The sequence below is a fragment of the Bradyrhizobium sp. Rc2d genome (genome assembly GCF_900099855.1).
Classification (GTDB): domain Bacteria; phylum Pseudomonadota; class Alphaproteobacteria; order Rhizobiales; family Xanthobacteraceae; genus Bradyrhizobium.
Genome location: NZ_FNCU01000011.1, coordinates 146692 through 159228, shown reverse-complemented (window position 1 = coordinate 159228; position 12537 = coordinate 146692). Strand labels below are relative to the sequence as shown.

Sequence of the window (12537 nt, the reverse complement as noted above, 5' to 3'; positions counted from 1 at the left end):
CACATCGTCATGCCCGGGCTTGTCCCGGGCATCCACGTTTTTGGAGGCTCGTTTCGTGACTAAGACGTGGATGGCCGGGACGAGCCCGGTCATGACGAGAGGATAGACCGCTCGCATGAACGACAAGACCGACGAGCGACTGATCGAGGCCGGGCGAAAACTGTTCGCCCGCGACTGGCAGTTCATCTGGGCCTCGCCCTCGATTGCCACGCTGCCGCCGATGGCCGGGCTGGAGATCGCCTTTGCGGGACGCTCCAACGTCGGCAAGTCCAGTCTCATCAACGCGCTGACCGGCCGCAACGCGCTGGCGCGCACCTCACACACGCCGGGCCGCACCCAGGAGCTGATCTTCTTCGAGGTCCCCGGGAAGAGTGACCTGCGCCTCGTCGACATGCCCGGCTACGGCTATGCCAAGGCGCCGAAGAGTCAGGTCGCGTCCTGGACCGAGCTGATCCACAAATTCCTGCTGGGACGTGCCTCACTCGCGCGCGTCTATGTGCTGATCGACTCGCGGCATGGGATCAAGGACGTCGATCTCGAAGTCCTGAAGACGCTCGATCGCTCCGCCGTCAGCTACCAGATCGTGCTGACCAAGGCCGACCAGGTGAAGGCCTCCGAGCTGCAAGCGCGCATCGTCGAGACCGAGGCCGCGCTGGCCAAGCATCCGGCCGCATTCCCGAACGTGCTCGCGACCTCGTCGCGCAGCTCGACCGGCATGGAGGGCTTGCGCGCCGCGATGGCGAAGCTCTTGGAAGAGCGGGCTTCGTGATGGCGGCGCAACGCCTGCTGATTGGGCTTGCCGGTTTGATGGGCGCCGCCGGCGTCGCGCTGGCGGCCGCCTCCGCGCATGGCGCCGATGCGAGCCGGCTGGCATCGGCCAGCGCCATGCTGCTGTTTCATGCAACTGCCATCCTTGCGACCGTCGCGTTGCTCGCGCGCGGCCTTCTGCACGGTGGAATTGGACTTGCCGCCGCGTTCGGCTTCGCAGCTGGCGCCGCATTGTTCGCGGGCGACCTGACCTTGCGGCAATATGCGGGGCACGCGCTGTTTCCCTACGCGGCGCCGACCGGCGGAACGGTGATGATCTTGGGCTGGCTGGCGGTGACGTTGGCGGCGGTGGTGGCCAAGCGCAATCCGTAGCGCCCGTAGCCCGGATGGAGCGCAGCGCAATCCGGGACAGGTGTCTGCGGTACCCCGGATTTCGCTTCGCTGCATCCGGGCTACATATCAGCCACACTTTGCGCCGCGCCCGCCAATCGGATAGAACGCAGGCCGCGTTAGTCCCGCCAGCGAGATCCGCCTCATGACCGACATCTCCCCGCTCGACCAGGCCCGCATCCTGTCCGAAGCGCTGCCGCACATGCAGCAGTATGACGAGGAAACCATCGTCATCAAATATGGCGGCCATGCCATGGGCGACGAGGAGACCGCCAGGAACTTTGCACGCGACATCGTGCTGCTGGAGCAGACCGCGATCAATCCGGTGGTGGTGCATGGCGGTGGGCCGCAGATCGCGACCATGCTCAAGCGCCTCGGCATCGCCTCGGAATTCGCCGCGGGCCTGCGCATCACCGATGCCGCGACCATCGAGATCGTCGAGATGGTGCTCGCCGGCTCCGTCAACAAGCAGATCGTCGGCTACATCAACGAAGCCGGCGGCAAGGCCGTGGGCCTGTCGGGCAAGGACGGCAACATGGTGAAGGCGTCGAAGACGACGCGGACCATCATCGATCCGGGCTCGAACATCGAGAAGGCGATCGATCTCGGCCTCGTCGGCGACCCCGAGAAGGTCGATCTCACTTTGCTCAACCAGCTGATCGGCTACGAGCTGATCCCGGTGCTGGCACCGCTCGCAACCTCCAAAGAAGGCCAGACCCTGAACGTCAACGCCGACACGTTTGCGGGTGCCGTTGCCGGCGCGCTGAAGGCCAAGCGCCTCTTGCTGCTCACCGACGTGCCAGGCGTGCTCGACAAGTCGAAGAAGCTGATCCCGCAATTGTCCGTCAAGGACGCGCGAAAGCTGATCGCCGACGGCACCATTTCCGGCGGCATGATCCCGAAGGTCGAGACCTGCATCTACGCGCTCGAACAGGGCGTGCAGGGCGTCGTCATCATCGACGGCAAGATGCAGCATGCGGTACTGCTCGAGCTCTTCACCAACCAGGGCACGGGAACGCTGATCCACAAGTGATGGGCGAACGCGAGCAGCGGAAGATGGTCGTCATGCCCGGGCTTGACGGGTTGAGACAGCGGAGGCCTGGCCGTTCCGCCCTGACCCGCTTCCTGATGACGCTGCCCGCCGCTGCCGTCTCGTTCGTCTTCTCCTCCGCGCCGGCTTTCGCCGACCTCAAGATCTGCAACCGCATGTCCTATGTCGTCGAGGCCGCGATCGGCATCGACGACAAGGCGGCGACCGCGACGCGGGGCTGGTTCAGGATCGATCCCGCCACCTGTCGCGTGGTGGTGCAGGGCACGCTGACGGCCGACCGCATCCTGCTCAACGCCCGCGCGCTCGGCGTCTATGGCGCCTCCCCGATCCCGCAGAACGGCCGCGACATGCTGTGCGTGGCGCAGGACAATTTCGTCATTGCGGCGGCGCGGCAATGCCGCAGCGGCCAGGCCCAGGCCGCCTTTACGCAGGTGACGCCGACACAAGGCGCGGACGGCAACCTCATTGCCTATCTCGCCGAGGATTCCGAATATGACGACGAGCAGGCGCGCCTTGCCGGCATCCAGCGACTGCTGGTGATCGCGGGTTACGATGTCGGCGCGATCGACGGCGTCGACGGGCCGAAGACGCAAGCAGCGCTGGCCGCCTTCCTGAAGAGCCGCGGGCTGTCGTCCGACGTCGTCTCGTCGCCGAATGTGTTCAAGACCATGGTCGATGCGGTGCAGACGCCCTCCGCGACCGGCCTCACCTGGTGCAACGACACGCCGCACAAGGTGATGGCGGCAGTCGCGAGCGACGACGGCAAGTCGGTGACGAGCCGCGGCTGGTATCGTATCGATCCCAAGACGTGCCTGCATCCTGACGTGACCGGCCAGCCCAGGCAGATCTTCAGCTTCGCGGAAGCTGTCGATGCCGACAACCGCGTCATCAAGCTGAAGGACCGGCCGCTGAACTGGGGCGGCGACAAGCAGCTCTGCACGCGCGAGACCAAGTTCGAGACGAGCGAGCAGATCGATTGCGGCGCGCGCGGATTCGCCGCGACCGGTTTTGGCGCGGTGGACATGTCGAGCGGCAGCAAGACGCTCCGGTTTGCGATGCCGTGAGGGGTGGGATTGCTGTGACGATTGTTGCGGTGACCGCGCCACAAACTCCACCGTCGTCCTGGCGAAAGCCAGGACCCATTACCCCAGGATGGGGTTTGGCGAAGAACGACAACCAGAGTGCCCCATTGATAGGTCACGGCGTATGGGTCCTGGCTTTCGCCAGGACGACGATTGAGGGTGAGGCCACAGCGCCGCCCAACGGATAGAGAGTTTTGATGCCCCTGCCCCGCACCTTCGCCCATGTCGACACCTGGGTGTTCGATCTCGACAACACGCTCTATCCGCATCACGTCAATCTGTGGCAGCAGGTCGATGCGCGGATCGGCGAGTTCGTGTCGAGCTGGCTGAACGTGACGCCCGAGGAGGCGCGCAAGATCCAGAAGGATTATTACCTGCGCTTCGGCACCACCATGCGCGGCATGATGACCCTGCACGGCGTCTCCGCCGACGACTACCTTGCCTACGTCCACAAGATCGACCATTCGCCGCTGGAGCCGAACCCGACGCTCGGTGCAGCCATTGCCGGGCTGCCGGGGCGCAAGCTGATCCTGACCAACGGCTCAGTCGACCATGTCGATGCGGTGCTGGCGCGGCTCGGCTTCGCCTCGCATTTCGACGGCGTGTTCGACATCATCGCCGCCGAGTTCGAGCCCAAGCCGGCGCCGCAGACCTACCGGAAGTTCCTGAGCGACCATGCAGTCGATCCGGCCCGCGCCGCCATGTTCGAGGACCTCGCCCGCAACCTCGCCGTCCCGCACGAACTCGGCATGACCACGGTGCTGGTGGTGCCCGACGGCACCAAGGAGGTGGTGCGCGAGGATTGGGAGCTGGAGGGTCGGGATGCAGCCCATGTCGACCACGTCACGGATGATCTGACGGGGTTTTTGGCGCGGTTGTCGGGGTGAGAATTGCTGTCGTCCTGGCGAAAGCCAGGACCCATTACCCCAGGGCGAGGTTGCCGGGCGAGACTGACACCGCGAATCTTCGTCCAACTACTCCCTGTGGTAATGGGTCCTGGATCGGCGCTCCGCTCTGGACAACGCTGCGCGTTGCCGGGAGCTACGCTTGTCCAGGACGACGGTGGAGCAAGGAGGGCCACAGCGGAGTATGCCTTGACTCCACCGCTCCAAATCCCGAAAAAGCGCCCCAATCCATCAAAATTCCCGCTTTCAGAGGAAATCCCGATGTCCCTTGCAGCCCTCGAATCCACCATCAACGGCGCCTTCGACGCGCGCGAGACCGTCTCGACCACGACCAAGGGCGAGGTGCGCGAGGCCGTGGATCAGGCGCTGGAGATTCTGGACAAGGGCGAGGCGCGTGTTGCCGAGCGCGGCAGCGACGGCAAGTGGAAGGTCAATCAATGGCTGAAGAAGGCCGTGCTGCTGTCCTTCCGCCTCAACGACATGGGCGTCATTCCCGGCGGATCGGGCAAGGCGACCTGGTGGGACAAGGTGCCCTCGAAGTTCGAAGGCTGGGGCGAGAACCGTTTTCGCGATGTCGGTTTCCGTGCCGTCCCCGGCTCCATCGTGCGCCGCTCGGCCTTCATTGCCAAGAACGTCGTGCTGATGCCGTCCTTCGTCAATCTCGGCGCCTATGTCGATGAGAGCACCATGGTCGACACATGGGCCACCGTCGGCTCCTGCGCCCAGATCGGCAAGCGCGTGCACATCTCCGGCGGCGCCGGCATCGGCGGCGTGCTCGAGCCGCTCCAGGCCGAGCCCGTCATCATCGAGGACGACTGCTTCATCGGCGCGCGCAGCGAGGTCGCCGAAGGCGTGATCGTGCGTAAGGGCGCGGTGCTGGCGATGGGCGTGTTCCTGGGCGCCTCGACCAAGATCGTCGATCGCGAGACCGGCGAAATCTTCATGGGCGAAGTGCCTGAATATTCGGTGGTGGTGCCCGGCGCGCTGCCCGGCAAGCCGATGAAGAACGGCCAGCCCGGCCCAAGCACCGCCTGCGCCGTCATCGTCAAGCGCGTCGACGAGCGCACGCGGTCGAAGACCAGCATCAACGAGCTGCTGCGGGATTGATCGGACGCGCATGACCGATGCTCTCTCCATTGCCCGCGATCTCATCCGCTGCCCCTCGGTAACCCCGGCCGATGCCGGTGCGCTCGGGGTGCTTGAAAAAGCCCTCAGCGCCGCCGGCTTCACCTGCCACCGCGTGACGTTCAGCGAGCCCGGCACCGCCGACGTCGACAATCTCTATGCGCGGATCGGCAGCGAGGGCCCGCACATCACCTTTGCCGGCCACACCGACGTGGTGCCGCCGGGCGACGAGAGCGCCTGGAGCGTCGGCGCATTCTCGGGCGAAGTGAAGGACGGTTTCCTGCACGGCCGCGGCGCGGTCGACATGAAGGGCGGCATCGCCTGCTCGGTCGCTGCGGTGCTGCAGCATCTCACCGCCAATGGCGGCAAGCCGCGCAGCGACGGCAAGGGTTCGATCTCGTTCCTGATCACCGGCGATGAGGAAGACGTCTCCATCAACGGCACGATCAAGCTACTGAAATGGGCCGCCGAGCGCGGCGAAAAATTCGACCATTGCGTGCTCGGCGAGCCCTCCAATGTCGAGACGCTCGGCGACACCATCAAGGTCGGCCGCCGCGGCTCGCAATCGGGCACGCTCTATGTCGACGGCGTGCAGGGCCATGTCGCCTATCCGCATCGCGCCTCCAACCCGGTGCCTGATATCGCGCGGCTGATCGTGGCGATCTCCGACGAGCCGCTCGATCATGGCAGCGCCCAGTTCCAGGCGTCCAATCTCGAATTCACCTCGGTCGACGTCGGCAACAAGGCCAGCAACGTCATCCCCGGCGAAGCCCGCGCGAAATTCAACATCCGCTACAACGACAACCACACCCAGGCGAGCCTGCGCGAGCTGGTCGAGACGCGCCTCGCCAAAGCCTGCGGCAACCGCATCCGCGCCCGCATCGTCTGGGAGCCCTCGAACTCCAACGTGTTCGTGACCAAGCCCGGGCCGTTCACCGATCTCGCGGTGTCCGCGATCGAGGAGGTGACGGGCCGCAAGCCGGAGCTGTCGACGAGCGGGGGTACGTCGGATGCGCGGTTCATCTCCAGCTACTGCCCGGTGATCGAGTTCGGCCTGGTCGGCCAGACCATGCACCAGATCGACGAGCGCGTGCCGGTGACGGATCTGGAGAAGTTGACGCGGGTGTATCGGGGGATTTTGACGCGATATTTTGGGTGAGGCGCTGGCGCCTTCCGCTTCGCCCTCACCTGCCACTCCGCTGTCATCGCCCGCGAAGGCGGGCGATCCAGTATTCCACCGAAAGCAGTGATTGAACCGATAGGCCGCGGCGTACTGGATGCCCCGACGGAGCCTGTCATCGGGCTCGCCGGAGGCGAGGCCCGGTGGCGGGGCATGACACCGAGAGCGTGGCGCGGGCGCGCGCGCCTCACATCTCAGTAGTCCACCTTCGCCAGATACAATCCCTCCGGCGGGGCGACGATGCCGCAGGCGGCGCGGTTGCGGGCTTCGAGTGCGGCAGAGAGATCATCCGCGGTCCAGCGGCCCTCGCCGACCCAAACCAGCGAGCCCACCATCGAGCGCACCTGGCTGTGCAGGAACGAGCGCGCCGAGGTGAGAATCGTGATCTCGCGGCCGTGGCGCACGACGTCGAGCTGGTCGAGCGTCTTCTCCGGCGACTTGGCCTGGCACTCGGTGTCGCGGAACGTCGTGAAATCGTGCTTGCCGAGCAGGCGTTGTGCCGCCGCATGCATCGCATCGGCGTCGAGCCGGCGCGGCACGCGCCAGGCGTGGCCGACGTCAAGGGTGAGATTGGCGCGGGTGTTGACGATGCGGTAGCGGTAATGGCGCTTGATGGCCGAGAAGCGCGCCTCGAAGGTCTCGGGGACGATCTCGGCCTCGAGCACCGCGACCGGATGCGGCCGCAGATGCGCATTGAGCCCGTCGCGAAAACGATCCGGCGCAAATTGCTTCGCGATGTCGACATGCGCGACCTGGCCGAGCGCGTGCACGCCGGCATCGGTGCGGCCGGCGCCATGCACCCGCGCGTCCGCGCCGGTCATCGCCTTGACGGCGGCTTCCAGCGCCCCCTGCACCGAGGGCAGCGTCTCCTGCACCTGCCAGCCGCAGAACGGCGCGCCGTCATATTCGATGGTGAGCTTGTAGCGGGGCATCTTGTCCGGTGTCATCGTCCGCGCAGGCGGACGATCCAGTACGCCGTGACGGTTCGGTTCAATCTCAAAAGTCTCGGCGTACTGGATACCCCGCCTTCGCGGGAGATGACAGTCTCAGGTGAATTTCGATCCCGCCTTCAGCGGCACGCCACGCAAAAAGTCAGCGGCCTGCATGCGGGCCTTGCCTTCGCGCTGGAGCTCGATGATGCGGATCGCACCCTCGCCGCAGGCGATGGTGAGGTGGTCGTCGAGCACCACGCCGGGCGCAGCTGAGCCGTTCGCCAATTCACATCGCAGGATTTTGACGCGCGCATTCTCGCTGACGTCCGCGAGCTCAGCCCAGGCGCCGGGGAACGGCGACAGGCCGTGGATGTGGCGCAGCACCGCGCGTGCGGGTTTCGTCCAGTCGATCCGCGCCTCGGCCTTGTCGATCTTGGCGGCATAGGTGACGCCGTCCTCGCTCTGCTTTTTGAGCTGAAGCCCGCCGCGTCCGAGCGCGGCCATGGCGCGGACCATCAAATCGGCACCGAGCCGTGAGAGGCGATCGTGCAGATCGGCCGCGGTCATGCTGTCGGTGATCGCGAGCCGCTCGGCCATGGCGACATCGCCGGTGTCGAGGCCGACATCCATCTTCATCACCATCACGCCGCTCTCGGCATCGCCTGCCATGATGGCGCGATTGATCGGCGCGGCGCCGCGCCAATGTGGCAACAGCGAAGCGTGCAGGTTGTAGCAGCCAAGCTTTGGCGCATCGAGGATGGCCTGCGGCAGGATCATGCCATAGGCGACGACGACCGCGGCATCGGCATCGAAGGCGCGAAATTCGTCGAGCGCCTCCTGCGTCTTCAACGTCTTCGGCGTCAGCACGGGAACGCCGAGTTTTCGCGCAGCTTCTTCAACCGGCGTGGGCTGCAATTGCAGGCCGCGCCGGCCGCCCGGCTTCGGCGCGCGGGTGTAGACGGCCGCGATCTCGTGGCCATGCGCGACCAGCTCGAGCAGCGTCGGCACGGAGAAATCGGGCGTGCCCATGAAGATCAGGCGGAGAGGCATATGAAAACCTGCGAAGGACCAATCGGTGACCGTCATTCCCGGGCCGGCTCGACGAGCCAAACACGGTGCGCAATTGCGCGCCTGAGAACCTCAAGGTTCCGGGTGCGATGCTGCGCATCGCCCCGGAATGACAGAGACTACTCCCCCGCGCGCTTGGCGGCTTTCTCGAACTTCTTCATCACGCGGTCGCGCTTGAGCTTCGACAAATAGTCGACGAACAAGACGCCGTTGAGATGATCGATCTCGTGCTGGATGCAGGTGGCATAGAGGCCTTCGGCATCCTCCTCGTGCACCTTGCCGTCGAGGTCGGTGAAGCGCACACGCACCTTCGCGGGACGCTCGACCTCCTCGTAATATTCGGGGATCGACAGGCAGCCTTCCTCGTACACCGAAAGTTCCTCCGAGGAGGAGAGAATCTCCGGGTTGATGAAGACACGCGGCTCGTGCTTGGTCTCGCCGTTCTCGTCGCGCTTGGCGAGGTCCATGGTGATCAGCCGCAGCGGCTGCGCGACCTGGATCGCCGCGAGGCCGATGCCGGGCGCATCATACATGGTCTCGAACATGTCGTCGGCAAGCTTGCGGATCTCCGGCGTGACCTTCTCGATCGGCTTGGAGATCAGACGCAGCTGCTTGTCGGGCAGGATGATGATTTCTCTGAGGGCCATGGCGGCGATTTAAGCTGCGCGCCGGATGCGGTCAATCCGGCGAGGAACTTCGTTAACCCTCCGCTAACCATAAAACTTCAGGTTTCGTTAACCATAAAAATTAGTGGGTCCTTAACCACCTGCGTTCCCTCTTCGTTCGCGCATTCCGGCGAATCGGGTAGAAGGGGCTGCATGAACGAGATCATTGTCATGCTGGGCGACTGGCCGGTGCGCACGATCGATGCGCTGATCGGCTTCGGCGCCCTCGTCCTCATCCTGCTGGTAGTGATTGCCGTCGTGATCGCGCGCTCCGGGCGGCGCGGCGCGGAACTCGCGATGGCGCATGCGATCCGGGCCGACGAGCTCGAGGAGCGCCTGAGCGAGGTGCTGCGGACCCAGAGCGAGGCCTCGGGCCGGGTCGACGCCATGACCCAGGCGCTGGCCGGCCGCCAGGCCGAGATGGCGCGGGCGGTCAACGAGCGGCTGGATTCGGTGACACATCGCGTCGGCCAGTCCATGGAACATTCGACCCGCAACACCATGGAGAGCCTGCGCGCGCTGCACGAGCGGCTCGGCATCATCGACAGCGCGCACAAGAATCTCACCGACCTCACCACACAGGTGACGACGTTGCGCGACGTGCTCGCCAACAAGCAGTCGCGCGGCGCCTTTGGACAAGCGCGGATGGAGGCGATCGTCCAGGACGGTCTTCCCAAAGGCTCCTACGAGTTCCAGTTCACGCTCTCGACGGGCAAGCGCCCCGACTGCGTCGTGTTCCTGCCCGACCAGCGCCCGCTCTGCATCGACGCGAAATTTCCGCTGGAGGCGATGACGGCGCTGCACGACGCCCGCACCGACGAGGAGCGGCGCATCGCCACGCAGCGCCTGCGCGGTGACGTGATGAAGCATGTCAGCGACATCGCCGAAAAATATCTCGTCACCGGCGAGACCCAGGAAATGGCGCTGATGTTCGTGCCGTCGGAATCGGTCTACGCCGAGATCCATGACGGCTTCGACGACGTGATCCAGAAGGCCTATCGCGCCCGCGTCGTGCTGGTGTCGCCCTCGTTGCTGATGCTCGCGATCCAGGTGATGCAGCAGATCATGAAGGACGCGCGCATGCGCGATGCCGCCGACCAGATCCGCACCGAGGTGATCAAGCTGGGCGACGACCTCGGCCGCCTGCGCGACCGCGTGCTGAAGCTGCAAAAGCATTTTGCCGACGTGAACGAGGACGTGCGGCAGGTGCTGATCTCCGCCGACAAGATCGAGAAGCGCGCCGGGCGAATCGAGGAGCTCGATTTCAGCAAGGCGGATGCGCCCGAAGGCCCACATTTGGTGGCCACCGGTGCGCCGGAGCTGTTTCCGAGGAAGCTCCAGGCGGGGGAGTGAGATTAAGGCACATTGTCATGCCCCGCGCAGGCGGGGCATCCAGTACGCCGTGGCGGTGGTGATTGAATCGAGAGGCTGGTGGTTACTGGATCGTCCGCCTTCGCGGACGATGACAGCGGAGGGGAAGACGGCAGATGAGCGCACGCCACTACTACGTCTACATTCTCGCCAGCAAGATCGGCGGCACGCTCTATATCGGCGTGACGAATGACCTCGTCCGCCGCATCGCCGAGCACAAGTCCAAACTCATCGAGAGCTTCACAGAGAAATATGACGTCGCCCGGCTGGTCTACTTCGAGCAATTCGATGATCCCGAGAATGCGATCAAGCGAGAGAAGCGGCTCAAAAAGTGGAACAGGGCCTGGAAGGTTCGCTTGATCGAGCAGCAGAACCCAAATTGGGATGATCTTTATCCCGGGATAGCCGGGCCACCATGATGCCGTCATGCCCCGCGAAGGCGGGGCCTCCAGTACGCCGCAGCGGGGGTGATTGAGCCGAGACGCTGGTGGATACTGGATCGTCCGCCTTCGCGGACGATGACAGCCAGCGCGCGTTGAGCGCTTTCCACCCCACTAACCGCGGCCAGAGTCTTTTCAAACAGAATCTGCTAACACCACCCCATGACCGCACCCGACGCGACCTCCTCCGCTGGCGCTCCCGCCGCCTCCTGGCGTGACAGCCTTGCCGTGTACCTGCAGCCGCGGGTGCTGATCGTGCTGTTCCTCGGCTTCTCCTCAGGGCTGCCGCTGGCGCTGTCGGGCTCGACGCTGCTGGTGTGGATGCGGGAGGTCGGGGTCGATCTCAAGACCATCGGGCTGTTTGCGCTGGTCGGCACGCCCTACACGCTGAAATTTTTGTGGGCGCCGCTGGTGGATGCGATCCATGTGCCGCTGTTCACCCGCGCCTTCGGGCGGCGGCGCGGCTGGCTCTTGTTCTCGCAGCTGCTGCTGATCATCGCCATCCTGCTGCTGGCGCTCACCGACCCCGCGCGCTCGCCATTCTACGTCGCACTCGGCGCGCTGCTGGTCGCAACCACGTCCTCGACCCAGGACATCGTGGTCGATGCCTTCCGGGTCGAGAGCCTGCCGGAGAGCGAGCAGGCGGCCGGAATGGCCGCTTATGTCGCGGCCTATCGTATCGGCATGCTGGTGTCGACCGCGGGCGCGCTGTTCATCGTCTCCGGCTTCGAGGGCACCGGCATTACGCGCCACTCGGCCTGGATGTGGGGCTATGTGGTGATGGCGGCGATGGTGCTGATCGGGACGCTCACGGCGCTCGTCGCAACCGAGCCTGAGCAATCGACAAAGGCGGAAGCGGCGACGCACGCAGAGCCGGCCTTCCATCGCGTCGTTCAGGCCGCGATCGGCGCCTTCGCCGAATTCCTCTCCCGCAAGGACGCGCTCGCCGCGCTCGCCTTCGTGGTGCTGTTCAAGTTCACCGATGCTTTCTCCGGCACGATGACGGCGCCGTTCGTGATCGACCTCGGCTTCTCGCGCAACGATTATGCTGCGATCGTGAAGGGCGTCGGGCTCGCCGCGACGCTGATCGGCGGCTTTGCCGGCGGTTTTGTCGCGCGGCGTTATTCGCTGGCGACCAGCCTCTGGATCGGCGGCGTGGTGCAGGCGCTCGCCAACCTTTCGTTCTCCTGGCTGGCGTTCGTCGGCACCAGCCAATGGGCGCTCGCCTTCGCCATCACGGCCGAGAACTTCACCAGCGCCATCGGCACCGTGATCTTCGTCGCCTATCTCTCCGCCCTATGCAGGAACCCGCTGCACACGGCGACGCAATACGCGCTGCTCACTGCGCTTGCGGCGGTGGGACGAACGTATCTGTCATCAGGTGCCGGCTTCGTGGCTGATACGACCGGCTGGGCGCTGTTCTTCGTGATCTGCGTGCTGGTGGCGATCCCGAGCCTGGTGCTGCTGGCCTGGCTGCAGAAGCGCGGGCATTTCGAGACGCTGGGGCCGGTGCGGGTTTGACCGCTCACATCTCGCCTCGTCATTGCGAGGAGCTCTTGC

General features: G+C 65.2%; 13 protein-coding genes. 10 read left to right on the top strand and 3 right to left on the bottom strand.

Features of this window, described 5'->3' with window-relative positions:
- Nucleotides 1–115: 115 nt before the first annotated feature.
- The 7 genes from yihA (at nucleotide 116) to dapE (ending at nucleotide 6480) form a co-directional block, all read left to right on the top strand.
- Nucleotides 116–769, top strand: coding sequence for a ribosome biogenesis GTP-binding protein YihA/YsxC (yihA, locus tag BLV07_RS16265; RefSeq protein ID WP_091887306.1), 654 nt, complete (start codon nucleotides 116–118; stop codon nucleotides 767–769).
- Nucleotides 769–1140, top strand: a complete 372-nt coding sequence (locus tag BLV07_RS16260) for a DUF423 domain-containing protein (protein WP_176945568.1) — start codon at nucleotides 769–771, stop codon at nucleotides 1138–1140. Before yihA ends, BLV07_RS16260 begins: the two co-directional genes overlap by 1 nt.
- A gap of 163 nt (nucleotides 1141–1303) precedes the next feature.
- Nucleotides 1304–2191: an acetylglutamate kinase gene (argB, locus tag BLV07_RS16255; RefSeq protein ID WP_091887302.1), complete on the top strand. Its 888-nt coding sequence runs from the start codon at nucleotides 1304–1306 to the stop codon at nucleotides 2189–2191.
- 95 nt (nucleotides 2192–2286) lie between these two features.
- Entirely contained in the window at nucleotides 2287–3273 is a 987-nt protein-coding gene (locus BLV07_RS16250; RefSeq protein ID WP_091887417.1) for a DUF1036 domain-containing protein, read from the top strand.
- Between the two features lie 215 nt (nucleotides 3274–3488).
- The gene (locus BLV07_RS16245) at nucleotides 3489–4178 is read left to right on the top strand and encodes a pyrimidine 5'-nucleotidase (protein WP_091887300.1); all 690 of its coding nucleotides are present in this window, start codon (nucleotides 3489–3491) and stop codon (nucleotides 4176–4178) included.
- A gap of 279 nt (nucleotides 4179–4457) precedes the next feature.
- Nucleotides 4458–5303, top strand: a complete 846-nt coding sequence (gene dapD, locus BLV07_RS16240; RefSeq protein ID WP_091887299.1) for a 2,3,4,5-tetrahydropyridine-2,6-dicarboxylate N-succinyltransferase — start codon at nucleotides 4458–4460, stop codon at nucleotides 5301–5303.
- A 10-nt stretch (nucleotides 5304–5313) separates the two neighbouring features.
- Nucleotides 5314–6480 carry a succinyl-diaminopimelate desuccinylase gene (gene dapE / locus BLV07_RS16235; RefSeq protein ID WP_091887297.1) on the top strand — a complete coding sequence of 389 codons (1167 nt, stop codon included), beginning with the start codon at nucleotides 5314–5316 and terminating at the stop codon, nucleotides 6478–6480.
- Nucleotides 6481–6695: 215 nt separating this feature from the next.
- Here the strand turns inward: dapE and truA are convergent, their stop codons facing one another.
- The 3 genes from truA to def form a co-directional block, all read right to left on the bottom strand.
- A complete protein-coding gene (gene truA, locus BLV07_RS16230) occupies nucleotides 6696–7433 on the bottom strand; it encodes a tRNA pseudouridine(38-40) synthase TruA (RefSeq protein WP_091887415.1) in 738 nt (245 codons plus the stop codon).
- A gap of 114 nt (nucleotides 7434–7547) precedes the next feature.
- On the bottom strand, nucleotides 7548–8483 hold the full coding sequence (fmt, locus tag BLV07_RS16225; RefSeq protein ID WP_091887413.1) for a methionyl-tRNA formyltransferase: 936 nt from the start codon (nucleotides 8481–8483) through the stop codon (nucleotides 7548–7550).
- A 137-nt stretch (nucleotides 8484–8620) separates the two neighbouring features.
- Nucleotides 8621–9148: a peptide deformylase gene (gene def / locus BLV07_RS16220; protein ID WP_091887295.1), complete on the bottom strand. Its 528-nt coding sequence runs from the start codon at nucleotides 9146–9148 to the stop codon at nucleotides 8621–8623.
- Between the two features lie 171 nt (nucleotides 9149–9319).
- Here def and BLV07_RS16215 point away from each other — a divergent pair, with 171 nt between their 5' ends.
- From BLV07_RS16215 to BLV07_RS16205, 3 genes are all read left to right on the top strand, one after another.
- The gene (locus tag BLV07_RS16215) at nucleotides 9320–10519 is read left to right on the top strand and encodes a DNA recombination protein RmuC (protein WP_091887293.1); all 1200 of its coding nucleotides are present in this window, start codon (nucleotides 9320–9322) and stop codon (nucleotides 10517–10519) included.
- A 134-nt stretch (nucleotides 10520–10653) separates the two neighbouring features.
- Nucleotides 10654–10956 carry a GIY-YIG nuclease family protein gene (locus BLV07_RS16210; RefSeq protein WP_091887291.1) on the top strand — a complete coding sequence of 101 codons (303 nt, stop codon included), beginning with the start codon at nucleotides 10654–10656 and terminating at the stop codon, nucleotides 10954–10956.
- 183 nt (nucleotides 10957–11139) lie between these two features.
- Nucleotides 11140–12498, top strand: coding sequence for an AmpG family muropeptide MFS transporter (locus BLV07_RS16205; RefSeq protein WP_091887289.1), 1359 nt, complete (start codon nucleotides 11140–11142; stop codon nucleotides 12496–12498).
- The last annotated feature ends 39 nt before the right edge of the window (nucleotides 12499–12537 follow it).